The sequence below is a fragment of the Rhodococcus sp. M8 genome (assembly GCF_015654185.1).
GTDB classification, from domain to species: domain Bacteria; phylum Actinomycetota; class Actinomycetes; order Mycobacteriales; family Mycobacteriaceae; genus Rhodococcus; species Rhodococcus aetherivorans.
Map to the genome: position 1 here is coordinate 4,703,523 of NZ_CP064065.1, position 24,932 is coordinate 4,728,454.

At 70.1% G+C, this 24,932-nt stretch carries 23 protein-coding genes; 9 read left to right on the top strand and 14 right to left on the bottom strand.

The genetic code is table 11. The annotated features are described in order from the left end of the window. Positions 1 to 4 precede the first annotated feature (4 nt). A complete protein-coding gene (locus ISO16_RS21335) occupies positions 5 to 274 on the top strand; it encodes a DUF2277 family protein (protein ID WP_006937792.1) in 270 nt (89 codons plus the stop codon). A 32-nt stretch (positions 275 to 306) separates the two neighbouring features. Here the strand turns inward: ISO16_RS21335 and ISO16_RS21340 are convergent, their stop codons facing one another. Then, complete coding sequence (locus tag ISO16_RS21340) at positions 307 to 2,640, bottom strand: ATP-binding protein (protein WP_170914019.1); 2,334 nt, start codon at positions 2,638 to 2,640, stop codon at positions 307 to 309. 180 nt (positions 2,641 to 2,820) lie between these two features. On the opposite strand from ISO16_RS21340, the gene ISO16_RS21345 reads away from it, so the two are divergent. Together ISO16_RS21345 and ISO16_RS21350 are read left to right on the top strand one after the other, a co-directional pair. Further along, positions 2,821 to 4,470, top strand: a complete 1,650-nt coding sequence (locus tag ISO16_RS21345) for a flavin-containing monooxygenase (protein ID WP_072634271.1) — start codon at positions 2,821 to 2,823, stop codon at positions 4,468 to 4,470. Between the two features lie 31 nt (positions 4,471 to 4,501). Then, positions 4,502 to 5,446, top strand: coding sequence for an alpha/beta hydrolase (locus ISO16_RS21350; RefSeq protein WP_072634272.1), 945 nt, complete (start codon positions 4,502 to 4,504; stop codon positions 5,444 to 5,446). Between the two features lie 118 nt (positions 5,447 to 5,564). Here ISO16_RS21350 and ISO16_RS21355 read toward each other — a convergent pair whose 3' ends face one another. The 4 genes from ISO16_RS21355 to echA20 are packed head-to-tail and all read right to left on the bottom strand — an operon-like array spanning position 5,565 to position 9,097. Further along, complete coding sequence (locus tag ISO16_RS21355; protein ID WP_072634273.1) at positions 5,565 to 6,665, bottom strand: NAD(P)H-dependent flavin oxidoreductase; 1,101 nt, start codon at positions 6,663 to 6,665, stop codon at positions 5,565 to 5,567. Then, the gene (gene ipdB / locus ISO16_RS21360; protein WP_006937804.1) at positions 6,662 to 7,438 is read right to left on the bottom strand and encodes a cholesterol ring-cleaving hydrolase subunit IpdB; all 777 of its coding nucleotides are present in this window, start codon (positions 7,436 to 7,438) and stop codon (positions 6,662 to 6,664) included. Before ipdB ends, ISO16_RS21355 begins: the two co-directional genes overlap by 4 nt. Beyond that, entirely contained in the window at positions 7,435 to 8,316 is an 882-nt protein-coding gene (gene ipdA, locus ISO16_RS21365; RefSeq protein WP_006937805.1) for a cholesterol ring-cleaving hydrolase subunit IpdA, read from the bottom strand. Before ipdA ends, ipdB begins: the two co-directional genes overlap by 4 nt. 19 nt (positions 8,317 to 8,335) lie before the next feature. Further along, complete coding sequence (echA20, locus tag ISO16_RS21370; RefSeq protein WP_072634274.1) at positions 8,336 to 9,097, bottom strand: (7aS)-7a-methyl-1,5-dioxo-2,3,5,6,7,7a-hexahydro-1H-indene-carboxyl-CoA hydrolase; 762 nt, start codon at positions 9,095 to 9,097, stop codon at positions 8,336 to 8,338. Positions 9,098 to 9,246: 149 nt separating this feature from the next. On the opposite strand from echA20, the gene ISO16_RS21375 reads away from it, so the two are divergent. Then, a complete protein-coding gene (locus tag ISO16_RS21375; RefSeq protein ID WP_072634275.1) occupies positions 9,247 to 10,161 on the top strand; it encodes an SDR family oxidoreductase in 915 nt (304 codons plus the stop codon). Between the two features lie 70 nt (positions 10,162 to 10,231). On the opposite strand, the gene ISO16_RS21380 is transcribed toward ISO16_RS21375, so the two are convergent. The 3 genes from ISO16_RS21380 to ISO16_RS21390 form a co-directional block, all read right to left on the bottom strand. After that, positions 10,232 to 10,891, bottom strand: coding sequence for a GNAT family N-acetyltransferase (locus tag ISO16_RS21380; protein WP_029541002.1), 660 nt, complete (start codon positions 10,889 to 10,891; stop codon positions 10,232 to 10,234). A gap of 79 nt (positions 10,892 to 10,970) precedes the next feature. Continuing rightward, entirely contained in the window at positions 10,971 to 11,444 is a 474-nt protein-coding gene (locus tag ISO16_RS21385; RefSeq protein WP_029541004.1) for a nitroreductase family deazaflavin-dependent oxidoreductase, read from the bottom strand. Between the two features lies 1 nt (position 11,445). Continuing rightward, a complete protein-coding gene (locus ISO16_RS21390; protein ID WP_050034578.1) occupies positions 11,446 to 12,609 on the bottom strand; it encodes a steroid 3-ketoacyl-CoA thiolase in 1,164 nt (387 codons plus the stop codon). A 182-nt stretch (positions 12,610 to 12,791) separates the two neighbouring features. Between ISO16_RS21390 and ISO16_RS21395 the strand changes: the two genes are divergently transcribed. From ISO16_RS21395 to ISO16_RS21405, 3 genes are all read left to right on the top strand, one after another. Further along, positions 12,792 to 14,045, top strand: a complete 1,254-nt coding sequence (locus tag ISO16_RS21395) for a cytochrome P450 (protein WP_029541008.1) — start codon at positions 12,792 to 12,794, stop codon at positions 14,043 to 14,045. Between the two features lie 344 nt (positions 14,046 to 14,389). After that, entirely contained in the window at positions 14,390 to 15,961 is a 1,572-nt protein-coding gene (locus tag ISO16_RS21400; protein WP_072634276.1) for an FAD-binding protein, read from the top strand. Between the two features lie 97 nt (positions 15,962 to 16,058). Beyond that, entirely contained in the window at positions 16,059 to 17,495 is a 1,437-nt protein-coding gene (locus ISO16_RS21405; RefSeq protein ID WP_230304406.1) for an MFS transporter, read from the top strand. Here the strand turns inward: ISO16_RS21405 and ISO16_RS21410 are convergent. The 6 genes from ISO16_RS21410 to ISO16_RS21435 are packed head-to-tail and all read right to left on the bottom strand — an operon-like array spanning position 17,476 to position 22,633. Next, positions 17,476 to 18,075, bottom strand: a complete 600-nt coding sequence (locus tag ISO16_RS21410; protein WP_072634278.1) for a nucleotidyltransferase family protein — start codon at positions 18,073 to 18,075, stop codon at positions 17,476 to 17,478. The two genes, ISO16_RS21405 and ISO16_RS21410, sit on opposite strands and share 20 nt — an antisense overlap. Positions 18,076 to 18,084: 9 nt before the next feature. Continuing rightward, positions 18,085 to 18,513: a nuclear transport factor 2 family protein gene (locus ISO16_RS21415; protein WP_006937821.1), complete on the bottom strand. Its 429-nt coding sequence runs from the start codon at positions 18,511 to 18,513 to the stop codon at positions 18,085 to 18,087. Next, a complete protein-coding gene (locus tag ISO16_RS21420) occupies positions 18,510 to 19,388 on the bottom strand; it encodes a TIGR03619 family F420-dependent LLM class oxidoreductase (RefSeq protein ID WP_072634321.1) in 879 nt (292 codons plus the stop codon). The genes ISO16_RS21415 and ISO16_RS21420 overlap by 4 nt, the downstream gene beginning before the upstream one ends. Positions 19,389 to 19,400: 12 nt before the next feature. Continuing rightward, complete coding sequence (locus tag ISO16_RS21425; RefSeq protein ID WP_006937825.1) at positions 19,401 to 20,576, bottom strand: thiolase domain-containing protein; 1,176 nt, start codon at positions 20,574 to 20,576, stop codon at positions 19,401 to 19,403. Position 20,577: 1 nt separating this feature from the next. Next, positions 20,578 to 21,639, bottom strand: coding sequence for a thiolase domain-containing protein (locus ISO16_RS21430; protein ID WP_006937826.1), 1,062 nt, complete (start codon positions 21,637 to 21,639; stop codon positions 20,578 to 20,580). Between the two features lie 16 nt (positions 21,640 to 21,655). After that, positions 21,656 to 22,633, bottom strand: a complete 978-nt coding sequence (locus ISO16_RS21435) for a Zn-ribbon domain-containing OB-fold protein (protein ID WP_006937828.1) — start codon at positions 22,631 to 22,633, stop codon at positions 21,656 to 21,658. A gap of 90 nt (positions 22,634 to 22,723) precedes the next feature. On the opposite strand from ISO16_RS21435, the gene ISO16_RS21440 reads away from it, so the two are divergent. Next, positions 22,724 to 23,761 carry an LLM class F420-dependent oxidoreductase gene (locus ISO16_RS21440; protein WP_006937830.1) on the top strand — a complete coding sequence of 346 codons (1,038 nt, stop codon included), beginning with the start codon at positions 22,724 to 22,726 and terminating at the stop codon, positions 23,759 to 23,761. 165 nt (positions 23,762 to 23,926) lie between these two features. Next, positions 23,927 to 24,886: a hypothetical protein gene (locus tag ISO16_RS21445; RefSeq protein ID WP_072634279.1), complete on the top strand. Its 960-nt coding sequence runs from the start codon at positions 23,927 to 23,929 to the stop codon at positions 24,884 to 24,886. The last annotated feature ends 46 nt before the right edge of the window (positions 24,887 to 24,932 follow it).

Below are 24,932 nucleotides of genomic sequence, written 5' to 3' on the forward strand. Positions count from 1 at the left end.
GTCCATGTGCCGGAACATCACGGAGCTGCGCGGGCTCGAGCCGGCAGCGACCGCCGAGGAGATCGAGGCCGCCGCCCGCCAGTACGTGCGCAAGGTCAGCGGCGTCCACAAACTGTCCGACGCCACCCGCGAACCGTTCGAGGAGGCCGTCGCCGAGGTCACTGCCGTCACCATGCGACTGCTCGACCGGCTCCCGCCGCGCCGGCAGCCGCCGCCGACGGTGCCGCCGCTGCGCCGGCCGGAGGTGCAGGCACGGATCGCGGCGCGCGGCTGAACGACGTCGCACCCCGAGTCCCGCGGCGGCCGTCAGCCGGGCGCGTGTGCCGCTCCCGCGGCGCGGGCGTGCACCCAGGCGACCACCTGGGTGCGGGATCCGACGCCCAGTTTGTCCAGGATGTGTTCGACGTGCCCGTCGACCGTCCGGTGCGAGATCACGAGCTGATCCGCGATCTCCCGGTTGCTGAGGCCCCGGGCGACGAGTTCGGCCACCTCCTCTTCCCTGCGGGTCAACGGGGAGGCGGTGGGTGACGCGGTCGCCGATCCACCCGTGGGCATCCCGAGAGCCGTGTCGACAGCCTGCTCGATGGCCGGGTGTGCCGGCGGTGTCGACAGGCGCGCATACTTCTTCGCTCCCAGCGACTGTCGGACCCGCTGTTCCCAGTGCGCCGAATCACCCGTGATATGGGGACCGAAGGCGGCGACGGACGTGCCGAGTCGCTGCCACACCGCCCTGGCCGCGCCGAAGAGCGTGGCAGACCGCTCGGTGTGACCGACGGCTTCCGCCGCCCAGGCGAGAAGTTCGATCGACAGGGCGGTGCAGATCTTGTCCTTGAAGTCGCGCTGGATGTGCAGGGCCTGTTCCGCGGCGTCGACGGCGTCGTCGATCCGGCCGAGGTGGAAGTAGGCCAGGCTCGAAACCCACAGGGCGTACGCCTTGTTCCACTGCTCGCCGTGTTCGTCCGCCACGTGGATCACGTGTGCACACGTGGCGAGTGCGTCGTCGAGCCGGCCGTCGTAGGTCTGGGCCATGGCCAGCTGGAACAAGGCGGTGAGGGTTGCTGCGCGATCGCCTCGGGTGCGATGAACGGCGATCGCCGCGTCGTAGAGATCGATCGCGTCGGTGGTTCGTCCGCAGAACAAGGCGTGCAGGGCGGCCCAGTGGTCGTGGTGCGCCTGCAACTCGGCATCTTCCAGTTCGGCTGCGATGGATCCGCATTCGGCAAGATGAAGTGCGGCTCCCTCCCGGTCCCCCTGGATCAGGGCCGTCCACGCGGTCACCCACAGGACGTGGCCCCGGTCGCGAGTGGACCGGGGCAGTCGTTGCAGAAGCCGCTCGAGCCGGGTGCGGCCGTGGGAGAGGTTGCCTCCCGCGATCCAGTGATACCGCAGCGCCACGGCGAGGGCGGCCGCGGCCGACAGGTCGCTGTCGTCCCGTAGCGACCAGTCGAGCGCGGCCATGAAGTTCGGATGGTCGATCCGCCACCGCGACAACAGTTCCGATTGTCTCGGCCCGTACCAGTCCGCCGCGTGACGTTGCGCCCGCTCGAGGTAGTGGTCTCGGTGCCGCCGGTACAGATCGTTCCGTCGTCCACCGGCGTCGAGCAGCTCGTGCCCGTACTCGCGCACGGTCATCAGCTGCGAGTAGCGGAAGGCCTCTGCGGAACGATCGACCGTGACAAGCGATTTCGACACCAAACCGTCGAGCAGATCCATCACCTGTTCCGGGGGAAGGTCTTCGTCCCCGCAGATCGACTCGGCGGCTTCGAGATCGAAGCTGCCGGGAAAGACCGACAGCCGCGCCCACAGCGTGCGCTCCGGTGCGGAGCACAGTTCGTAGCTCCAGTCGATCAGCGCCCGGAGCGTCTGCTGCCGGGGCACGGCCGCGCGGTTGCCGCCGGTGAGCAGGGCGAAGCGCCGGTCGAGCCGTTCGACGAGCTGGGCGGGGGACAGGGTCCGCAACCGGGTTGCGGCGAGTTCGATGGCCAGGGGGATGCCGTCGAGCTGGATGCACAGCTGGGCGACGGCGTCGGCGTTGGCGTCGGTCATCCGGAATTCGGCGACCACGCTCTGGGTGCGCTCGACGAGAAGCGTGACCGACTCGAACAGGGCCAGGTCGGCGGCGCGGTTGCCGGTCGATTCCGTCGGGGTGCTCAGCGGCGGCAGCACGTAGGTGAATTCGCCGCCGACGCCGAGCGGCTCCCGGCTCGTCGCCAGAACGCGCACCTCGGGTGCGCCGGTGAGGACCGTGGTGACGAACGCGGCCGCCGCGTCGAGCAGGTGCTCACAGTTGTCGACCACGATCAGCATGTGGCGGTCCCGCAGGTGATCGAGGATCTTGTCCCGCACGGGACGGGTGGACTGGTCGGTGACGCCGAGCGCCGCGGCCGCAGCCGACGGGAGCGCCTCGGGATCGCGGACCACGGCGAGGTCGATCCAGCAGAAGGCGTCGCGGAAGGCGCGGGCGGAGCGGAGGGCGATCTCCTCCGCCAGCCGGGTCTTGCCGACCCCGCCCGGACCGAGCAACGACAGGAGCCGGGCCTGTTGCAGGCGGGCCCGAGCCTCGTCGATCTCCCGGCGACGGCCGACGAAGCTGGTCAGCGAGGGGGTCAGTCCTTTGGTGCGGGGCAGGGGGGACTCCATCTTCACGCTTCCCAGAGATAGTGGTCAGAACATACCCGAATGCGGTGTGACGCCCAACACAGGTATCGAAAGGGGTGATTTCCCCCGCGTGGGGGTGAGGTGACGCGGGTCATTGTCGTGGTCAGGCATCGAAGCGCCCCGAACGGGGCCGAATCCCTGTGACCGCGAGGAGCCCGCACCATGACCGAAACCGATTTCTCCGCTCCCGACGTCGACGTCGTCGTCGTGGGGGCCGGCTTCGCCGGCCTGTACGCCCTGCACAAGCTGCGCGACAAGATGAACCTGTCGGTGCGGGTGTTCGAGGCCGGCGCCGACGTGGGCGGCACCTGGTACTGGAACCGCTACCCGGGCGCTCGCTGCGACATCGAGAGCATCCACTACTCGTACTCCTTCGACGAAGAGCTGCAGCAGGAGTGGCGGTGGAGCGAGAAGTTCGCCGGCCAGCCGGAGATCCTGCGGTATCTCGAGCACGTCGCCGACCGCTTCGACCTGCGCAGGGGGATCACCTTCGACACCCGGGTGATCGGGGTGTACTGGGACGACGAGAACTCGATGTGGACGGTGCACACCGACGACGGCCGCAGCGTGCGCAGCCGGTACTTCATCTCCGGCGCCGGCAACCTCTCGGTCCCCAAGACCCCCGAGTTCGGCGGCATCGAGAACTTCCGCGGCGAGGTCCTGCTCACCGGCAACTGGCCGCACGAGGGCGTGGACTTCGCAGGCAAGCGCGTCGCGGTCATCGGAGCCGGTGCCAGCGGCATCCAGGCGATCCCCCTGATCGCCGAGGAGGCGGCGGAGCTGATCGTCTTCCAGCGCACCCCCAACTTCGCCACCCCGCTGGGCAACGGGCCGCTCGACCCGGAGGTGGAGACCGAGGCCAAGCAGAACTACCGGAGTCTGCGCGACGCAGCCCGCAACCACTTCCTCGGCGTCCCGTTCGACCAGGTCCAGCCCTCGGCTTTGGCCGTCGACGCGCAGGAGCGCCGCCGGGTGTTCGACGAGCGCTGGAACGCCGGCGGGTTCCGGCTGTTCATCGACAGCTTCCAGGACATCCTGTTCGACAAGGAGGCCAACGACACCATCGCCGAGTACATCCGCGAACGCATCCGCGAGCGGGTGCAGGACCCGGCCAAGGCCGACAAGCTCGCACCCGCGGGCTACGCCTACGGGACCAAGCGTCCCCCGCTCGAGACGAACTACTACGAGGCCTACAACCGCGAGAGCGTGCACATCGTCGATGTGAAGGACACTCCGATCGACGAGATCACCGCCACCGGGGTCCGGGTGGGGGAGCGCACGTACGAGGTGGACACCATCGTGCTGGCCACCGGCTTCGACGCCATGACCGGGCCGCTGCTGGCGATGGACATCCGCGGCCGCGGCGGACAGACGCTGGCCGAGAAATGGGCCTACGGGCCGCGGACCTACCTCGGCATCATGATCCACGGGTTCCCGAACCTGTTCACCATCACCGGGCCGCAGTCGCCGTCGGTGCTCTACAACATGCCGCTGGCCATCGAGGACCACGTCGACTTCGCCACCGACGCGATCGACTACCTGCGCGCCCACGAGCTCGACGTGATCGAGCCGACCGCGCAGGCCGAGACCGACTGGCTGCACCTGACCAACGAGATCGCCGGGCAAACCCTGCTGCCGCAGACGAACTCCTGGTACATGGGCGCCAACATCCCCGGCAAGCCGAGGGCCTGCATGGTCTACCTCGGCGGTGCCCCGACCTACCGGCAGACCTGCGCCGAGGTCGTCGCCGGCGGCTACACCGGCTTCGACACGACGAGTTCGCGCGCGGTGGTCGCGACCGCCGTCTCCTGACCCCACCGTCCATTCCCCGGAAGGAAATGCCATGGCACTCGACCACCACGTCGAGCAACTGCTCGCAGGACTGCAGGCGCAAGGACTGAAATCGTTCGAGAACATGTCCATCGACGAAGCCCGCGCGGTCGTGTCCACATTCACCGGCTTGCAGGCCCCGTCCGAACCGGTCGCCCGGATCGAAGACCTCCACTATGTCAGCGACACCACCGAGCTTCCGCTGCGGATCTACCTTCCCGAAGGGACCGGTCCGCGCCCGGTGGTGCTCTACTTCCACGGCGGCGGGTTCGTCGCCGGTGATCTCGAGGTGGTCGACGAACCCGCCCGGGCACTCGCGAACGAGACGGGAGCGGTCGTTGTGACCGCCACCTACCGGCGAGCCCCCGAACATCGGTTTCCGGCGGCCGCCGACGACGCCTGGGCCGCCCTGAACTGGGTCGCCGCGCACATCGCCGAGCACGGCGGGGACCCGGGCAACATGGTGGTGATGGGCGACAGTGCCGGGGGGAATCTGGCGGCCGTCACCGCGCTGCGCTCCAGAGATCAGGGAGGGCCGGCCCTTCGCGGACAGGTGCTGATCTACCCGGTGATCGACCCGAACGCTCAGCTGCCGTCCCGAATCGACTACGCCGACGGCTACCTCATCACCGCCGCGGCCCTGGACTGGTTCTGGGAGCAGTACCTGTCCGCACCGGAGGACGCCGACAACCCCTACGCCGTCCCCACCCGGGCGGACCGCGTGGACGGACTCCCGCCGGCCCTCATCCTCACGACGGAGAACGAGGTCGCCCGCGACGAGGCCGAACAGTACGGCGCTCGGCTGCGCGCCGAGGGTGTGGACGTCCGTACCGTCCGCTTCGACGGGTTGGTGCACGGCGTGTACTGGATGTCCGGCGCGGTTCCCCGCAGCCGCGAGTTGCGCGCCGCCGTCGCCGATTTCGTCAAGCGGGTCTTCGCCACCACGTCGGCGGCCTGACGGTCTTCCGCCCGGCGGAGGTGGTGTCGTCCGCCGGGCGCGAGGACCGGGTCGACCGGTCGGCTGCACCGGTGACCCGTACGAGCTGAGCGGGCCGGCCGCCCGTGTCCTTCGAGACCTACGTGCGCGACGCCGCGGAACGCGGGGCCTGGTCCTGACCGCGCAGCGCGGCCACTGCGTCGATCCGCTCCACGGCCTCGGCGACGATCCGGTCGATCAGCTCCCGGCAGCTCGGCAGGTCGTCGAGCATGCCGACGACCTGCCCGGAGGCCAGCACACCGGCGTCGGTGTTGCCCTCGACGAGCCCGGCCTTGAGCAGCATGGGGGTGTTGGCCGCCATGATGATCTGCTGCCACGTGCGGTCGCTCGCCCGCTTCATCGCGATGCCGTCCTTGACGAGCGTCGACCACTTCATCCCGGTCATGGCCTTGAACTTCGCCGCGTTCCTCGCGGCGGCGAGCAGGCCTTTCGCGTAGCTGCCGCGCTCGAGGCTGTCGACGAGGTCGGTGTTGAGCACACGGTGCGGCATGCCGTCGACCTTGAGGGAGACCGTGGTGTCCTGCAGGCCCCGCCTCAGGTACTCCTGCTTCACCGAGTCGGGCACGGCGCTGTCGCTGGTGAGCAGGAACCGGGTGCCCATGGCGACGCCGGCCGCCCCGTAGGCGAGCGCCGCGGCGAGCCCGCGCCCGTCGAAGAATCCGCCGGCCGCGACGACCGGGATGTCGACCGCGTCGAGCACGCTCGGCAGCAGCAGCGTCGTGGCCACCGGCCCGGTGTGCCCACCGCCCTCGCCGCCTTGCACGATCACCGCGTCGGCCCCCCACGAGGCGACCTTCACCGCGTGCTTCGCGGCGCCGATGGACGGGATCACCACGATGCCGTGGTCCTTGAGCTTGGCGATCAGTTCCTTCCTGGGCGCGAGGGCGAAGGACGCGACCTTGACGTTCTCACGGATGAGCAGGTCGATGCGCTGGGCGGCGTCCGACGCGTCGGCCCGGATGTTCACGCCGAAAGGCTTGTCCGTCGCCGCCTTCGTCTTCGCGACGGCGGCCTCGAGTTCCTCGTACGTCATCGTCGCCGAGGCCAGGATGCCGAGACCGCCCGCGTTGGAGGTCGCCGCGGTCAGGCGCGGGCCGGACACCCAGCCCATCCCCGTCTGGACGATCGGGTGCTCGATGCCGACGAGGTCGGTCAGTGCCGTCGTCAGGCGCGGGCTCATACCGCCACCTCCCGATCCCGCAGGCCGCGCGGATCGAGGACCTCGCGGATCAGGCGCAGCTCCTCGGCGGTGGGCTCGCGGGTCACGCCCGCCTCGTCGAGGCCGGCCACCTCGAAGGAGGTGTTCTCCGCGACCTGCTCCGCCGTGACCCCCGGGTGCAGGGCCAGTGCCCGCATCGTGTGGCCGGGACCGCCGAAGTCGAACGACCCGAGATTGGTGACCACCCGGTGCAGGTGCAGGTACTTGAAGGCCGGGTTGGCCGGGTCCACCCTGTCGTAGCCGACGCCCGAGACGATGTCGACCTTGTCGCAGAACGCGCGCGTGTTGTGCTTGCCGACCCAGTAGCTCGTCGGGTGGTTGATGGTGTTGCCGGGGGCGCCCCGCACGCCGAACATCTGCCGGGTGGGGTGCTGCAGCGGGCCGAACGCGGAGAGATTCTGGTTGCCGTGCCGGTCGATCTGGTTGGCGCCCATCACCACGTGGCGGCGGCCGGAGGCGACGACGTCGAACACCTTGCGGAACGGCATCCAGCCCTCGATCGGGCCCTTCGCTCCGAGGGCGGGAGTGTCCGCGAGGATCAGCGCCTCCCCGTCGGTGATGAGCAGGTCCGGTTCGGTGGTCAGCCGGGCGAGGCGGGCGCCGATCAGCGGCAGCGTCGCCATCGGGCTGGCCATGATTTCGCCTGCCCCGGCGAAGATCTCGGCGCATGCGATGGCGCAGTACTCGGCCCGGGTCACCGTGCCCGTCGTCGCCGGGGTGGTCGTGTCGGTCATGCCTGCTCCTCGGTGAAAGTCTTGACGGCGGCTCGGTAGTCGTCCTCGCTGCCGGAGAGGAACCGGTCGACGAACGCCTGCCAGGTCTGCGGGTCCTTCGCGGCCTCGGCGTAGTGGCGCTGGAATTTCTCGTCGCGGCCGTAGCTGTCGCCGGCGAGGGTGAAGTGGGCGCCGTCCGGTGCCTCCACGACCCCGTCGACCATCATGCGATTGAGGATGATCGACTGCAGCGGAACGGACTTGACGAGTTCCTCGGTCTCGACGATGCGCTCGACCGAGACGTACCGCTTCTCCGCCGCCAGGCAGTACAGGTCGTCGAAGTAGGGGTCGACGCCGGTGTAGGCGGCGTTGCCGTGCGCGTCGCCGATGTTCAGATGCACCAGGGCGGCATCGAGATTCAGTGCCGGCATCGCGATCAGCGTCTCGGGCGTGCCGGACGCGTCGGGGTACGGCGAGGTGACGGTCCGCAGCTCACCCTCCCAGAAGTCCGGGACGGCGGAACCGAGTCCCGCCCGGATCGGCAGGAACGGCAACCGGGCGGCGGCCGCCTCGAGGCCGCACTTGACCATGCCCTCGTCCATCTCCCGCGCGACGATCTCCCCGTTCGTGCGCGCCTTGGCGAACCACGGGTCGTAGAAGGGGGCCGAGTCGAGGGAGACGAACCCGTAGTACGCCTTCTTCACCTTCCCGGCCGAGCACAGCAGCCCCAGGTCCGGGCCGCCGTAGGTCACGACGGTCAGGTCCTTCACGTCCGAGCGCAGGATCGCGCGGACGAGCGCCATCGGCTTGCGCCGCGACCCCCAGCCCCCGATGCCGATCGTCATGCCGCTGCGCAGCTCGCCGACCACGTCGTCGAGCGACATCCTCTTGTCACGCATGGTGTTTCTCGTCTCCTGGTCAGTGGTTGGCGCGCGGCTTGCCGGTGGCGACGAACTCGTCGCGGTGCTCGTCCGCGATGCCGGCGAGGTTGAGTTCGAAGGTGAAGCCCTGCTCGAAGCGGTAGCTTTCCTTCACGTCCACCGGGTCGATGCCGTTGATGGCTTCTTTGGCGCACCGGATGACGCGGGTGTCCTTCGCCGCGATCTTCTCGGCGATCTCGCGGGCGGTGGCGTCGAGGTCGGCGCGCGGGACGACCTTGTACACCGAGCCGAAGTGCTCGAGCTGCTGGGCCGTGACGTTCTGCGCCGTGTAGTAGAGGGTGCGCATCATGTGCTGCGGCACCAGCCGGGCGAGGTGCGTGGCGGCGCCGAGAGCGCCGCGATCCACCTCGGGCAGGCCGAAGACGGCGTCGTCGGAGGCGACGATGACGTCGGCGTTGCCGACCAGGCCGATGCCGCCGCCGACGCAGAAGCCGTTCACGGCGACCACGACGGGGACGGCGCAGTCGTAGACGGCGCCGAAGGCGGCGGCGCAGCCCCGGTTGGCCGCGATGAGGGCGCCGTGGCCGTCGGTGGCCTGCATCTCCTTGATGTCGACGCCGGCATTGAAGCCGCGGCCCTCCGCGCGCAGGATCACCACGTGCGTGGCCGGATCCTTGCCTGCGGCCAGGACCGCGTCGGCCAGTTCGAACCAGCCCTGGGAGGGGATGGCGTTCACAGGCGGGTAGTCGACGGTGACCGTGGTGATGCCCGCGCCGTCGGTGGTCGAGGTGATGCCCATGGCAGGTTCCTAACGTCTGTACCGAACCAAGCGATTGCTTGGTAAGTTAGCACATGCGGGGCGCAGACCCCAGGGAGCGGAATCGTGGAGGCGGGGCGAGCATGTCGCCCGGATTCCCCGACAACGACATCTATTCGAGGAGAAGACAAGTGAGTGGACTGGTCAACGGGCGCGTCGTGATCGTCACCGGCGCGGGGCGCGGCATCGGGCGGGCCCACGCGCTGGCCTTCGCGGCCGAGGGCGCGAAGGTCGTGGTCAACGACATCGGGGCCGGAGCGGACGGTTCCGCGACGGGGGAGAGCCCCGCCGAGCAGGTCGTCGCGGAGATCCGGGCGGCGGGCGGCGAGGCCGTCGTCAACGGCGACGACGTGGCCGACTGGACCGGCGCGGAGAACCTGGTGCAGACGGCCCTGGACACCTTCGGACGGCTCGACGTCCTGGTCAATAATGCGGGATTCCTGCGGGACCGCATGCTCGCCAACATGAGCGAGGAGGAGTGGGACGCCGTGATCCGGGTGCACCTCAAGGGTCACTTCGCCCCGATGCGGCACGCGATGGCGTACTGGCGCGGGGAGGCGAAGGCCGGCAACCCGGTGGACGCGCGGATCGTCAACACCAGCTCGGGCGCCGGCCTGATGGGCAGCGTCGGCCAGGGCAACTATGCCGCGGCGAAGGCCGGGATCGCGGCCCTCACGATCCAGGCGGCCGCCGAGTTCGCCCGGTACGGCGTCACCGTCAACGCGATCGCGCCGGCCGCCCGGACCCGCATGACCGTGGGCGCGGGGGGCGCGATGGCCGAGTCGATGGCCGCCCCGGAACAGGGCTTCGACGCGATGGCCCCGGAAAACGTCTCACCGCTGGTGGTGTGGCTCGGCAGCGCCGAATCGAAGGACGTCACGGGCCGAGTCTTCGAGGTGGAGGGCGGCAGGGTTTCCGTCGCCGACGGCTGGCGGCACGGCGAGGCGATCGACAAGGGCGAGCGCTGGGATCCGAAGGAACTCGGCCCGGTGGTGGAGAAGCTGATCGCGCGCAGCGAGCCCCCGACCCCGGTCTACGGGGCGTAGGCAGCGAAGCTGCCGGTGCGTCCTTTGGGCGGTGGGAACGACCCGAAGGACGCACCGGCGGCGCAGCCGCCTACGCGGGCGAGCGGACGATGATGGTGGTGCCGGGGAAGTACGCGGCCAGCTCGGTGCGGGCGTGCTTGAGGGTCGCGGTGCCGTAGCCCTGCTTGCGCAGCTCGGGGTGGACCCAGATCGCGACGTCGACCTCATGGCCCTGCAACTCGCCGAACGCGAAGCCGACCGGCTTGGGTTCGGTGCCGGACAGGTCCTCGGCGACCAGCCACACCGCGGACTCGTCGTCGATGCGCGACAGGCCGGCGGCGCGCTCCTGTTCCACCCGCGCTGCACCCGCGTCGCCGAGCTGCTCCTCGCACCGGACGCGGAACAGCTCGCGGTCCGGCTCGCTGTCGCTGAACTGACGCAGCCGGAAATGGGCGCCGGTGGCGTAGGGACGCTCGGCGGGCGTCCACTTGAGCACCGCGTCGAGGTCGTCGAGCTCCTCCCGGATCTTCTTGCGCTCCGCCTTGGTCAGCCGCCGGAACGGAAGGTTGAGCACCGCTTCGGCGCAGAACTCGTCCGTGTCGAGCAGCCGCGCGACGGTCGCGACGGCCTCGGCCCTGTCGTTGCTCTCGACGATGGCATCGAGGACCTCGTGCCGGCGTTCGAGCGCGCGCAGCAGTGCCGCCGCGATCTCCCGCTTGTCGAGTACCTGATCGTGGTTCGCGGTTGTCATCGGGTGACATCCCTTCTCGAGAGCAGCTCGACCGGGCACCCCACTGGTTCGTGCCCGGTCGTGCCGGCTCCCGCGAGGGTCACTCGCACACCACCACCGGGATGACCCGATCCGTCCAGGACTGATAATTGTCGAAATCCGCGTACATTGCCACCAGCCGCGGCCAGTAGTGCGACCGCTCGTCGGGCGTCGCCGCCCGTGCCGTCATCTGCCGCACCCGGGACTTCACCTGCACGGTCACCCGCGGATCGGCCTGGATGTTGCGGAACCACAGCGGGTGCTCGGGCAGGCCGCCCTGGGACGCGACGAGCACCACCCGCTCGTCGTCCTCGAGGAACAGCAGCGGAACGGTCCGCGGCCGTCCCGTCTTCCGGCCCGTGGTGGTCAGCAGGCAGACGGGGATGCCCCACGGAAAGGCGCTGCCCACCCGCCACTTTCCCCCGATCCGGCCGCCGGTGGCCTGATAGGCCGCCACGTTGGCGCGCGACATCCACTTGATGATCGGCACGGTCCACTTCGAGTCGAGACCCTTCGGCGCAGCGGCCCCGTTCATGTCAGATCCGCTCGATGATCGTGCCGGTGGCCAGCGCGCCGCCCGCGCACATGGTGATCAGCGCAGTGGCGCCGTCGCGCCGCTCGAGCTCGTGCAGCGCGGTGGTGATCAGCCGCGAGCCGGTCGAGCCGACGGGGTGGCCGAGCGCGATCGCGCCGCCGTTCACGTTGACCTTGTCCATGTCGGGCTCGTGCACCCGCGCCCACGACAGCAGCACCGACGCGAACGCCTCGTTGACCTCGAACAGGTCCAGGTCGCGGATCGTCATCCCGGACTTCTCGAGGACGCGGCTCGTCGCCTGCACCGGGCCGTCGAGATGGAACTCGGGCTCGGCGCCGACGAGGGCCTGCGAGACGATCCGGGCCCGCGGCTTCAGGCCGAGCGCCGCGGCGCGGTCGGAGTCCATGAGCAGCACCGCAGCAGCGCCGTCGGAGATCTGCGACGAGGTGCCGGCGGTGTGGATGCCGCCGTCGAGGACCGGCTTCAGCTTCGCGAGCGATTCCGTGGTCGTCTCGCGCAGGCCCTGGTCGCGGGCGACGGTCTGCTTCTCGCCGGTGAGGGTGCCCTCCTTGTCGACGACGGGCGCGACGACGGGCAGCACCTCGCGGTCGAAGCGGCCCTCGTCCCACGCCTGCTTGGCCAGCGCCTGCGACCGGACGCCGAGCGCGTCGACGTCCTCGCGGGTGATGCCGCGACGGCGGGCGATGCGCTCGGCCGCCTCGAACTGGTTGGGCAGGTCGATGTTCCACGACTCGGGCCGCCGCGGGCCGGCGAGTTCGCCGACGTTCGCGCCGAGCGGCACCTGCGACATCGCCTCGATGCCGCAGGCGATGCCGACGTCGATGGCGCCGGTGGCGATGAGTCCGGCGATCAGGTGGTTGGCCTGCTGGGCCGACCCGCACTGGCAGTCGACCGTGGTGGCGCCGACCTGCCACGGCAGGCCGGCGTGCAGCCACGCGGTGCGGGTGATGTTGTTGGACTGCGCGCCGGCCTGGGTGACACACCCGCCGATCACCTGCTCGACGAGGGCGGGATCGAGGCCCGCGCGCTCGATCAGTCCGCTCTGTGCGGCCCCGAGAAGCTCGGCCGCATGCAGGCCGGCGAGCCAGCCGCCGCGCTTGCCGATCGGGGTGCGTGCCGCCTCGACGATGACTGGTGTGCCCACGGTGGGCTCCTTTCTGGTCCTTGTCCTCGCAAAGTAGAACAGGTTTCCGGGGCAGACAAGGCGGGGTCCGAATGATCGGGACTTGGCGATTCCTTGGCCTGCGGGCCGCCCTGTGCTTGAATGCTTTTAGAACGTGTTCCACATCACGACACGGTGCACTCGTCAGGGCAGGAGAGAATTCAGTGGCGCAGCCCAACATCCCCGAAGACATCGACTTCACCGATCCGGATCTCTACGCCGAGCGGATGCCGTTCGAGGAGTTCGCCGAGCTGCGTAGGACGGCCCCCGTCTGGTGGAACAAGAAATCCCCGGACGTCGGCGGATTCCACGACGAGGGATTCTGGGTCGTGTCCCGGCACGAGGAGGTCCGTGAGGTCTCCCGCCGGAGCGACGTGTTCTCCAACTGGGAGAACACCGCGATCCCGCGGTTCAACGACGACATCCCGCGCGAGGCCATCGAACTGCAGCGCCACGTCCTGCTCAACAAGGATGCGCCCGAGCACACCAAGCTGCGCAAGCTCGTCGCCCGCGGTTTCACCCCGCGCGCGATCAACGGCCTTCGCGACGAGCTGAACGCCCGCGCGAAGAAGATCGTCGAGGAGGCCTGCCGGGCCGGCGGGGGCGACTTCGTCACCCAGGTCGCCGCGGAGCTGCCGCTGCAGGCCATCGCCGAACTCATCGGCGTCCCGCAGGAGGACCGCGACAAGATCTTCGAGTGGTCGAATCAGATGACCGGCTACGACGACCCGGACAACACCGCCGACCCGGCGGCCGCGTCGATGGAGGTCCTCGGCTACGCGTACCAGATGGCCGCCGCCCGCAAGGAGTGCCCGGCCGACGACATCGTCACCACCCTGATCGAGGCCGACATCGACGGTGACGAGCTCTCGCCCGAGGAATTCGGCTTCTTCTTCATCGTGCTCGCCGTCGCCGGCAACGAGACCACCCGCAACGCGATCACGCACGGGATGGCGGCGTTCCTCGACAACCCGGAGCAGTGGGAGATCTTCAAGCGGGACCGGCCGAAGACCGCGGCCGACGAGATCATCCGCTGGGCCACGCCGGTCACGTCGTTCCAGCGCACCGCGCTCGAGGACACCGAGCTCGGCGGCCGGACGATCCGCAAGGGCGACCGCGTCGTGATGCTGTACGCGTCGGCGAACAACGACGAAGAGGTGTTCGAGAACCCCCGCACCTTCGATGTCCTGCGAGATCCCAACCCGCACCTCGCCTTCGGCGGTACCGGTGCGCACTACTGCCTCGGCGCGAACCTGGCGCGGATGGAGATCGACCTCGTGTTCAACGCGATCGCCGACTACATGCCCGACATCACCAAGGTCGCCGATCCGAAGCGGCTGCGCTCCGGCTGGCTCAACGGCATCAAGGAGTTCCGGGTGGACTACAAGACGCAGGGCGGCTGCCCGGTCGAGCACTGACCCGGGTGGGGCGGCGCCGAGAGATCGGGAATCCCCCGGCGCCGCCGCGCTTTCCGTGTGAGCGGGGCTGCGGGAGCCGGTGGCATGGGTGCACCCCGCCGAAATTGGGGGTGAGGGCGGGGTGCTCGCCCACAGTATTCGGCCGCCGAGGCGCCCCCGGCTTTCGGTCCTACTGGCCGGGACCTGTTTGCGCGACCGCCGCCGTGCCGGGTCCGGCCTGCGCGGGCCGAACAGCGGGACTCGGCGCCGAGCCCCGAGAGAACCCGCGCAGCAGGGGCCGTGCCTGTTGTTCCACCCAGTGAGACGTCTCCTCCCGCGCGCCGCGGTTGCGGAAATAGTGTCACGTGCTCCTGGAACGGAATCGGCGAAAGGCATCGAACATGGTGGAATGGGCGGAAGAATGCGACGTCCTCGTCGTCGGATCGGGCGCCGGCGGCTGCTGTGGCGCCTACACCGCTGCCCGCGAGGGACTGTCCGTCGTCCTGGTCGAGGCCTCCGAGTACTTCGGCGGCACCACCGCATATTCCGGCGGCGGCGGGGTCTGGTTCCCCACCAACGCGGTGCTGCGACGGGCCGGCGACGACGACACCATCGACGACGCCCTGACCTATTATCACGCGGTCGTCGGCGACCGCACCCCCCGCGAACTGCAGGACGCCTATGTGCGCGGCGGCGCACCCCTGATCGACTATCTCGAGGCCGACGAGGACATCGAGTTCACCGCCTACCCGTGGCCGGACTACTTCGGCAAGGCTCCCAAGGCCAGCGCGAAGGGCCGTCACATCGCACCGACCCCGCGGTCCGTCGTCGACGACCCGGAACTCAACGAATCCGTCCGCGGGCCGCTGGGTCGCGAGCGCAACGGGGATCCGTTGCCGGACAAGCTGATCGGCGGACGTGCCCTCATCGGCCGGTTCCTGCTCGCCATGCGCAAGTACCCGAACGTGCAGTTGCATCGGAACACCGCGCTCGAGGAACTCGTCGTCGAGGACGGCGCCGTGGTCGGCGCGATCGTCTCCCACGGCGGCGAGCGCCGCGCCGTGCGCGCCCGCAAGGGCGTCGTGCTGGCCGCCGGCGGATTCGACCACAACGACGAGATGCGCCGGGAGTACGGCGTTCCCGGGGCGGCCCGCGATTCGATGGGGCCGTGGTCCAACCTCGGCAAGGCGCATCGGGCGGCCATCGCGATCGGTGCCGACGTCGACCTGATGAGCGAGGCGTGGTGGTCCCCGGGACTGACCCATCCCGACGGGCGGTCGGCCTTCGCGCTGTGCTTCACCGGCGGCATCTTCGTCGACCAGGACGGCAACCGCTTCACCAACGAGTACGCGCCCTACGACCGGCTCGGCCGCGACATCATCGCCCGGATGGACGAGGGTGAGATGACGCTGCCGTTCTGGATGATCTACGACGACCGGGGCGGCGTCGTGCCGCCGATCGCGGCGACGAACGTGCCGCTCGTGGAGACCGAGAAGTACGAGGCGGCGGGACTGTGGAAGACCGCCGACACGCTCGCCGAACTCGCCGGGCAGATCGGAGTGCCGGCCGAGGCGCTCGAGGCGACCGTCGCGCGGTTCAACCGCCTCGCCGCCGGCGGCGTCGACGAGGACTTCGGCCGCGGGGACGAGCCCTACGACGTGGCGTTCACCGGCGGCGGTTCGGCGCTGGTCCCGATCGAGAAGGGCCCGTTCCACGCCGCGCAGTTCGGCATCTCGGACCTCGGCACCAAGGGCGGCTTGCGCACCGACACGGTCGGCCGCGTGCTCGACGGCGCCGGGACGCCCATCGCCGGGCTGTACGCGGCGGGCAACACGATGGCCGCCCCGAGCGGCACCGTCTACCCCGGCGGTGGCAACCCGATCGGCACCAGCGCGTTGTTCGCCCACCTGGCGGTCCGGCACATGGCCGGAGCATAGGAACGCCGCGACTCGTCCGGTCCCGCTCAGTGGGTCCTGCGTCACACTCGGAGCACTTCGTCCGTACGGTTCACATCGACGAACCGTAGGAGTTTTCATGAGTACATCGTTGGCACCCGAACGGGCACCCTCGACCCGCGCCGAACGCCGCTACGAGCGGACCCGACCCGTGTGGGCGGTGGTGGCCATTCTCATCGCCGTCGAAGTCATCAGCGCATTCGAGACGTCGATGATGTACGCGGCGCTGCCGACGTTCGCCCGGGTCTTCGAGGCGGACGCCTCCGCGGTCGGATGGACCGTGACGGCGTTCCTGCTGGTGGCGGCTGCCTCGGCGGCGGTGTGCGGCCGGCTCGGCGACATGTACGGCCGCGAACGGGTGCTGATGTTCGTGCTGGCCTGCGCTGCCACCGGCTCCGTCGTCAGCATGGCGTTCGGGACCCTCGAGGCCATCATCGCCGGCCGGGCGATCCAGGGTGTGGCCGGAGCGATCCTGCCGCTGTGCATCGGCCTGGCCCGCGAACACCTGCCGGCCGAGCGCGTCCCCATGGCGGTCGCGCTGATCTCCGGGTCGGCCGTCGCGGCCGGCGCGGCCTCCCTGCTGGTCGCCGGCGTCCTCATCGACCTGGGCGACTGGCGGTACATCTTCGTCGTCGCCGCCGGCTACGCGCTCGTCTGTCTCTTCCTGGTCGAGGCCGTGCTGCCGTGGCGGCGCCGCACCGCTCGGCGGCAACCGATCGACGTCGTCGGCGCGGTCGGCCTGGCGGTGTCGGTGGCGTCCGTCCTGTTCGGTCTGACCCAGAGCCGCTCCTGGGGCTGGAGCGACGCCCGCGTGCTGGGTCCGATCGTCCTCGGCGCCGCGGTGTTCGCCTGCTGGGTGTGGTGGGAACTGGGCCGGACGTCTCCGATCGTGAACCTGCGCCTGCTCGCCGAGCGCAACGTCGCCCTGACGATGCTCGCCGGGGTCGCACTCGGCGTCGGACCGATCGGCGTCGGGACGATGATCATCCCGATCATCATGCAGAGCCCGGCCACCGCGCCGTTCGGCCTGGGACTCTCGCCGACCTACGCCGGAACGCTGTCGTTCGTCGGCGCGATGATCGGCATGGCATTCACCCCGGTCGCGGGCAGGATCGCCGCCGCCGTGGGGGCGCGGACGTCGTTGCTGCTAGGCAGCGTGATGTTCCTCGTCGCGTGTACCGGGTTCTTCTTCTTCCGCGCATCGGTGATCGGCATGACGCTGCTGGTCGTGGCCGTGTCGGTGGCGACGGCGTTCGCGTACACGGCGCTGCCGAACCTGCTCGTCGAGTCCGTCCCGGAGCACAACACCAGCGAGATGGCCGGCAGCCAGACGGTGCTGCGCACCGCGGCGTCGGCGGTGGGCACCTCGCTCGCCTCGCTCCTGCTCGCGTCCCTGGTGCTGCCCGGGACGGCGACGCCGACAGTGGCCGCGCTCGGGGCCGTCTGCGCGATGCTGGTCCTCTCCTGCGCCGTGACGATCGGGCTGGGTTCGGCGATCAGGTATCGGCGGGCGTGATTCCCGGCCCGTCCAGCAGCGTCAGATCGTCGGAGACGTCGATGTCCCCGGGATCGGCGAGGCGCGTGCAGTCCAGCCGTCGCACCCGGTCGCGGTTGCGGGTGAGGAATCGCCGGGCTCCCTCGTCGCCGACGGCCTCGCGGGCCGCCGCCTCGGCATCGCGGCGGTCGAACACCACGGGATGCCCGGGGCGGTCCCCGAACACCGGCAGGGTGATCGTGCCCGGGCGGTGCGCGAGGAGTACGGTGCGGACGAGTTCGGCGGTGATGCCAGGGAAGTCGACGACCGTCAGCGCGATCACGTCGTGGCCGGTCGTGGCGTCCACCCCGCACCGCAGCGACGTCGACATCCCCTCGGCCCAGCGCGGATTGACGACGGAGCGGACGCCGGGCGGACACGCGGCGACGACGTCGCCGGCGTAGGCGCCGGCGACCACCGTGACCTCGTCGCAGCCGCCGGCGGTGAGCGCGGCCACCACGGTGTGCAGCAGGGGGCGGCCGCGGTGGGGGAGCAGCGCTTTCGCGCGCCCGCCCAGCCGCGTGCCGCCCCCTGCCGCGAGGACGATCCCAGCGACGGTCATGGCCGGACTCTAGCCGCGTGCTTCCTCGGTTGCGGGACGAACCGTCGCCATGGCCCGCTCGACCTCCCAGAAGGCGCGCAGCGACGCGATCCGGCCCGCGTCGTCGACACGGTAGACGAACACCCCCTCGGCGTCGATCACGTTGCCGCCGAGGGTCGTGCGGATGGTGCCGATGTTGACGCACTCGTCGCCGCACACCAGCACGTCGTCGACGAGGAACTCAAGCTTGTCGGTGTTCGCGATGGTCATGTCGTAGAACCGCGAGATCGCCTCGCGGCCGTGATGACCCTTGCCCTCCGGATCGAATCCGGACGGACCGACCGGGTCCTCGACGACACCGTTCTCGGCGAACAACGCGAGCCACTCGTCCTTGCGTTTGCCGCTTGCCGCCGCCTGCGACGCCCGCGCGGCGACCCGAGCCGGGTGTTCCTCGCTCATGCCGATGCCCTTCCGTGGATGTACCTGTCGGCGAAACGGTGCAGGGACTCCTGCTTCGCCTCGAGGGGACTGTCGAAGCCGTGCCCGTCGAAGATCCACGGCACCACGATGATGTCGGTGACGCCGGCATCCTCGAGCTCGGCGTACCCGGCACGGCCGAACCGGTCCACGCACACCGCCTGGATCTCGAACGGATCGTCGGCGCGGCCGTGTTCGGCGCGCAGCTCCCGCAGCCGGGCGATCACCTGCACGAGGTCGTCGAACCGGATCATCGCCGAGGTCCAGCCGTCGCCCACGCGCGCCGCCCGGCGCAGCGCCACGTCGGTGTGGCCGCCGATGTAGAACGGCACGGGTTCGGTGGGGGCGGGGCTCATCTGCAGCCGGTCGAAGTCGAAGAATTCGCCGTGGTGCTCGACCATGCCGCCGCCGAGGATGAGCTTGATGACGTCGATCATCTCGTCCACCCGCTTGCCGCGCCGCGCGTACGGCACCCCGCACCACTCGAACTCCTCGGGGGCCCAGCCGATTCCCACTCCGAAGCCGAAGCGGTTACCGGTGAGGTTGGCCACCGAGCCGACCTGGCGCGCCAGCAGCACCGGGTTGCGCGAGCCGAGCTTGAGGACCTGGGTGTAGAACCGGAGTGTCGACGTGACCGCCCCCATCGCGGCCGCGGCGATCAGTGGGTCCGCCCAGGGCGTGTCCTCGGTCCACATCCGCGACCCGTCGGGGGTGTACGGGTAGTCGACGGTCTGCTTCTCCATGTAGAACAGGGAGTCGGGCAGCGCGATCGACCGGAACCCGCACTCCTCGGCGGTGCGGGCGAGGCCGGTGAGCTGGTCGAGGGGCGTCATCGCGACGCCGACGGTGAAGTCCACCACGGTCCGTGCCTATCGTTCCGGTCGGTCCGAGCCGACGACCCACATCGAGAAGTACTGCGAGCCGCCGCCGTACGCGTGCCCGAGTGCCTTGCGTGCGCCGTCGACCTGATGCTCCCCGGCGCGCTGCATCACCTGCATCGCGGCCTCGGCGAACCGGATCATGCCGGAGGCGCCGATCGGGTTGGAGGACAGCACACCGCCGGACATGTTGACCGGCAGCTGACCGCCGATGGCCGTCTCCCCGGCCTCGGTGAGCTTCCAACCGGAGCCCTCCGGGGTGAAGCCGAGGTTCTCGAGCCACATCGGCTCGAACCACGAGAACGGGACGTAGATCTCGGCGCAGTCGATCTCGGTGAGCGGGTCGGTGATACCCGCGGCCTGCCACAGCGCCGCCGCGGCCATCCGGCCTGCCTCGGGGTTGACCTGGTCGCGTCCCGCATACGTGGTCGGCTCGGTCCGCATCGCGGTGGCGTGGATCCACGCGACCCTCCGGCCCTGCGCCTCGACCGCCGCGGCCGAGTCCTCGTCGCCGATCACGACGGCGCACGCGCCGTCCGACGACGGACACGTCTCGTCGTAGCGGATCGGATCCCACAGCATCTGCGACGCCTGCACCGACTCGAGCGTGATGTTCGGCTGCTTGAGGTGCGCGTACGGGTTCTTCGCGCCGTTGAGCCGGTCCTTCACGGCGACCATCGCGCCGATGTGCTCGGGTGCGCCCGATCGGCGGATGTAGGAGCGCACGTGCGGGGCGAAGTACCCGCCGGCGCCGGCGCCGACCGGCATGGTGAACGGCACCGGGGTGGACAGCGCCCACATCGCGTTCGACTCGGACTGCTTCTCCCACGCCACGGCCAGCACCCGCCGGTGCACGCCGGCCTGCACGAGGCTGGCGGCGACATTGGCGGTGGACCCGCCGACCGAACCGGCGGTGTGGACCCGCAGCATCGGCTTGCCGGTGGCGCCGATCGCGTCGACCATGGTCAGTTCGGGCATCATCACGCCCTCGAACAGGTCGGGGGCCTTGCCGATCACGACCGCGTCGATGTCGTCCCAGCCGACGTCCGAGTCGGCCAGGGCGCGGTCGATCGCCTCGCGCACGAGGCCGGACATGGACACGTCGTGCCGCTTGGCGACGTAGTGGGTCTGCCCCGTGCCGAGGACAGCCGCGAGTTGCTTGGCCATGTCAGTTACGTCCCTCCAGAACGGCTACCAGATTCTGTTGCAGCACAGGGCCGCTCGTCGCGTGTGCGAGGGCCCGCCCGGCCCGCCCGGCCATGATCGCCTGCGCGGCGCAGCCGATGCGCTCGAGGCCGCCGGAGAACATGGGGTTACCCGTGAGCGGGCCGCCGGTCGGGTTGACCGCCGTCGCGTCGGAGAGGCCGAGGGCCTCGCGCAGGATCAGCTCCTGATGGGTGAACGGCGCGTGCAGTTCGGCGACGTCGAACGCGGTGTCACCGCCGGTGACGGCCCGCGCGGCGGCCGACGCGGACGGCGCGGTCGTCAGGTCGCGGCCGCCGAGGTTCGGCGAGTCGATGCGATGCTCGATGCCCGTGATCCAGGCGGGGTTCTCGCACAGTTCACGGGCCCGGTCGCCGGCGGCGAGCACGATCGCGGCGGCGCCGTCGGTGACCGGCGCGCAGTCGTGTCCCCGCAGCGGATCGGCGACGTAGGGCCGGGCCAGCAGCTCCTCGACGTCGAAGTCGCCGCTGATCTGGGCGTTCGGGTTGTCCTTGGCGGCGGCCCGCGCGCGCACCGCGACCTGTGCCATGTCCTCCGCCGTCCACTTGCCGGCGTCGAGCCCGAACCGGGCCTGCAGCCCGGCGAGGGACACGGAATCGAGGCCGAGCGGGGCGACGAGGTACGGGTCGAGCTGCAGGCCGAGGACCTGACGCAGGGTGCCGGCCGACGACTTGCCGAAGCCGTACACCAGGGCGGTGTCGACCTCCCCGGTGATCAGCTTGACCCACGCCTCGTACAGCGCCCAGGCGGCGTCCATCTCGACGTGGGATTCGTTGATCGGCGGCACCGCGCCGATCGCGTCCACGGCCGAGATGAACGAGAACGCCCGGCCCGCGAGGTAATCGGACGAACCGGAGCACCAGAAACCGATGTCCGACTTGGTGATTCCCAGTTTCGAGTACAGCTCCCGGAAGCAGGGGACGAGCATTTCGACGCCGTTGGTGGTGCCGGTGGTCTCGCGCACGTGGGGTGCCTGCGCGAAGCCGACGACTGCGATGTCTGTCATGGTGGGCGCGGCTCCCTTACAGGTGGTGTTTGAAGGTCTCGTAGTCGGCGTCCGGTTCGCCGGTCGGCCGGAAGTACTCGATGTTGCGCAGCGTGTAGTCCCACTCCTCGCGCGGGCGCCACTTCGCCTCCACCCGCATGCCCATCCGGACGTCGGCGGCGTCGCACTCGAGGATCAGGTGCAGGAACGGGATGTCCGCACCGTCGAGCAGCACGTAGGCCGCGACGTACGGCGGCGTGATCTGCTGGCCGAGGAACGGCACGTTGACGATGCAGAACGTGGTGACGATGCCCTTGTCGGACACCTCGACCTGCTCCCGGGTGGGGATGCCGTCGGTGGGGTTCGCGCCGCGCGGCGGGATGTAGACCTTGCCGCCCGGTCCGGTGCGGCCGCCGATCAGCTTGCCCTCGGCCAGCGCGCGCAGGTAGTAGGACTCCTCGTAGGACGCGCTGTGCGTGTAGTGCAGATCCAGCGGCGTGATCATCATCGTCACCGGCTCGCCGGAGGCGTCCGTCCGGACCGTGACGGTCTCGGCCTCGCCCGGTTCGAAGGCTGCGATGTCACGAATGTGACCGGCGCGGTCGTCGGCCCACCGCACGCGTACCCGCATCCCGGTGCTCATGTCCTCGGGACCGGGGACGTCGACCGCGTGCAGCAGCGTCGTGTCGGCCCCGTCCAGCTGGATCAGCGCCCACGCGAACGGCCGGTCGAACGGCTGGCCCGGCAGCGGCTCGGGGTTCCACGTCCAGCTGCGCACCGTGCCGGACTGCCCCACCTCGACGAAGTCGGTGAGGGGTTCGTGGGTGACCGCGTCGAACTCCGGGGGCGGCACGAGGACGCGCCCGTCCGAGCCGCGGGCGCCGAGGATGCGCCCGTCACGCAGGCCCGTGACGAACGCGCCGACGGTCGGCCCCGTGGATCGGGTGTAGTCGAACTTCAGGTTCAGTGGTGCGCTCAGCGGCTTCTCCGCGATCGCGCTCTTTCCCAGGCTCACAACTTCGAGTAGAACAGGTTCTAGAGATGGTGGCAAGGGTACCGTCCGAGCAGCGGTGTCCCCGGTCCGCCCCGAAAGGAATGGTGTGCAATGAAACTGGGTCTGCAACTCGGCTACTGGGGGGCGCAGCCGCCCGCGAACGCCGGCGAGCTCGTCGCCGCCGCCGAGGCGGAGGGTTTCGATGCGGTCTTCGCCGCGGAGTCGTGGGGCTCGGACGCGTTCACGCCGCTCGCGTGGTGGGGCTCGGGCACGCGGCGGGTGCGGCTCGGCACGTCCGTCGTGCAGATCTCCGGCCGCACCCCCACCAGTTGTGCCATGCACGCGATCACCCTCGACCACCTCAGCGGCGGGCGGCACATCCTGGGGCTCGGCGTGTCCGGGCCGCAGGTCGTCGAGGGGTGGTACGGCGAACCGTTCGCCAAGCCGCTCGCCCGCACCCGCGAGTACGTCTCGATCGTGCGCAAGGTGCTGGCCCGCCGGGAGCCGGTGACCAACCCGGGCCCGCACTACCCGCTGCCGTACGACGGACCCGGCGCCACCGGGCTCGGCAAGCCGCTCAAGCCGATCACGCACCCGCTGCGTGCCGACATCCCCATCTGGATCGGCGCCGAGGGACCCAAGAACGTCGCGCTGACCGCCGAGATCGCCGACGGCTGGCTCGCCATCTACTACTCCCCACGCCTGGCCCCGATGTACGACGAGTGGCTCGACGAGGGCTTTGCCCGGCCCGGCGCCCGGCGCACCCGCGACGACTTCGAGATCGCCGCGACCTGCCAGGTCGTCGTCACCGACGACCGGACGGGGACCATCGCCGGCCTCAAGCCCGTCACCGCCCTGTACGTCGGAGGCATGGGCACCCCCGAACTCAACTTCCACGCCCAGGTGTACCGGCGCATGGGCTACGGTGACGTGGTCGACGAGGTGACCGCCCTGTTCCGCGCGGGCCGCAAGGACGAGGCCGCCGCCGCGATTCCCGACGAGATGGTCACCGAGACGATGATCATCGGCGACCGCGACGAGGTGCGCGCCGGCGTGAAGCGCTGGTCCGACGCCGGCGTGACGATGCTGCTCGTCAGCTGCCGCGACGCCGAGCACGTGCGCTCCCTGGCGGACGTCGTGCTGCGGTAGGCGCCCGCTTCCCCCGAGCGAATGTATCGTTCACCTCCTCAGATCGACGGGATGCCACATTCGCTCGGTGGGGAGGTTGTCCACAGTCGGCGAGTTGCTCCACAGATTCGACGAATGCACGCTCCGCGGCCACACGAATCCGATCGAGCGGCGCACTGTAGGTCCATGAGAAGGGGTGAGTGGGCAGGGGATCCAGAGGCACTGGGCCGGCTGGGCGACAGCGGTGTGGTTCGCGACGCCGTGCTTCGTCGTGTCGGAGTGTCGGGGTCGGCAATTCACGAGCGGTGCCGTCCGGGTGGTCCCTGGCAACGGCTGCTGCCGGGCATCGTGATGCTCGGAAACGGACCGGCGTCGGCTCGGCAACGCACGATCGCGGCCATGAAGTACGTCGGCGACGACGCCGTACTCACCGGACGATCGGCGCTCGGAGAACATGGACTGGCGGGAGAACAATTCGACGTCCACGTGCTGCTCCCGGCGAATCGTCGCGTGCAGTCGGCCGGATTCGTCCTCGTCGAGCGGACAACCCGAATTCCGGACCCTTTGATACGTAACGGCATCCGGTGTGCTCCCATCGAACGTGCCCTGCTCGACGCCGCGCGCCGGTGCACCACTCTCGATGCGACGCGGTCGTTGATCGCCTCGGCCGTCCAGCGTGGAGCGGTGTCGGTGGCAGCGCTGCAGGAGGAACTGGCGGAGGGGAGCGGGCGGGGTTCGGCTCTGCCGCGGCGGGTGCTCCGGGAGGTGGATGCCAACGTCCACTCGGTGGCGGAGGCGAAGGCCCGGGAGCTGTGGGAACGCAGCGGTCTGCCCGAGATGGTGTTCAACCGCGATGTTCTCGACTCCCGGGGCGGGTTCATCGCACGACCTGACGGCTGGATCGACGACGTCGCGATGGCCTGGGACATCGACTCCCTCGCGTGGCACCTGTCGCCCAAGGCGTACAAGGACACGATCGAGCGCCGGACCCGCATGCAGAACGCGGGCATCATCGTGCTGCCGACGGTCCCGAGTGCGGTGGAGCGGTCACCGAGGCGTGTCGTCGACGACCTGCGCCGGCACTACGAGCTCGCGGCCTCTCGGCCGCGGCCCGACGTGCGACTACGGACGGTGGTACCGGGCTGAGCGAATGGACCATACCGTCGGACTACGGAGGTGAGCGATACATTCG

Excerpts from the sequence above, each read along its gene's own strand:
- ipdA (WP_006937805.1), bottom strand. The coding sequence starts at position 8,316 with ATGCGTGACAAGAGGATGTCGCTCGACGACGTGGTCGGCGAGCTGCGC.
- ISO16_RS21430 (WP_006937826.1), bottom strand. The coding sequence starts at position 21,639 with ATGACAGACATCGCAGTCGTCGGCTTCGCGCAGGCACCCCACGTGCGC.
- ISO16_RS21425 (WP_006937825.1), bottom strand. The coding sequence starts at position 20,576 with ATGGCCAAGCAACTCGCGGCTGTCCTCGGCACGGGGCAGACCCACTAC.
- ISO16_RS21350 (WP_072634272.1), top strand. The coding sequence starts at position 4,502 with ATGGCACTCGACCACCACGTCGAGCAACTGCTCGCAGGACTGCAGGCG.
- ISO16_RS21415 (WP_006937821.1), bottom strand. The coding sequence starts at position 18,513 with ATGAGCGAGGAACACCCGGCTCGGGTCGCCGCGCGGGCGTCGCAGGCG.
- ISO16_RS21410 (WP_072634278.1), bottom strand. The coding sequence starts at position 18,075 with ATGACCGTCGCTGGGATCGTCCTCGCGGCAGGGGGCGGCACGCGGCTG.
- ISO16_RS21355 (WP_072634273.1), bottom strand. The coding sequence starts at position 6,665 with ATGAGCCCGCGCCTGACGACGGCACTGACCGACCTCGTCGGCATCGAG.
- ISO16_RS21380 (WP_029541002.1), bottom strand. The coding sequence starts at position 10,891 with ATGACAACCGCGAACCACGATCAGGTACTCGACAAGCGGGAGATCGCG.
- ISO16_RS21445 (WP_072634279.1), top strand. The coding sequence starts at position 23,927 with ATGAGAAGGGGTGAGTGGGCAGGGGATCCAGAGGCACTGGGCCGGCTG.
- ISO16_RS21405 (WP_230304406.1), top strand. The coding sequence starts at position 16,059 with ATGAGTACATCGTTGGCACCCGAACGGGCACCCTCGACCCGCGCCGAA.
- ISO16_RS21345 (WP_072634271.1), top strand. The coding sequence starts at position 2,821 with ATGACCGAAACCGATTTCTCCGCTCCCGACGTCGACGTCGTCGTCGTG.
- ISO16_RS21440 (WP_006937830.1), top strand. The coding sequence starts at position 22,724 with ATGAAACTGGGTCTGCAACTCGGCTACTGGGGGGCGCAGCCGCCCGCG.
- ipdB (WP_006937804.1), bottom strand. The coding sequence starts at position 7,438 with ATGACCGACACGACCACCCCGGCGACGACGGGCACGGTGACCCGGGCC.
- ISO16_RS21335 (WP_006937792.1), top strand. The coding sequence starts at position 5 with ATGTGCCGGAACATCACGGAGCTGCGCGGGCTCGAGCCGGCAGCGACC.
- echA20 (WP_072634274.1), bottom strand. The coding sequence starts at position 9,097 with ATGGGCATCACCTCGACCACCGACGGCGCGGGCATCACCACGGTCACC.
- ISO16_RS21385 (WP_029541004.1), bottom strand. The coding sequence starts at position 11,444 with ATGAACGGGGCCGCTGCGCCGAAGGGTCTCGACTCGAAGTGGACCGTG.
- ISO16_RS21340 (WP_170914019.1), bottom strand. The coding sequence starts at position 2,640 with ATGGAGTCCCCCCTGCCCCGCACCAAAGGACTGACCCCCTCGCTGACC.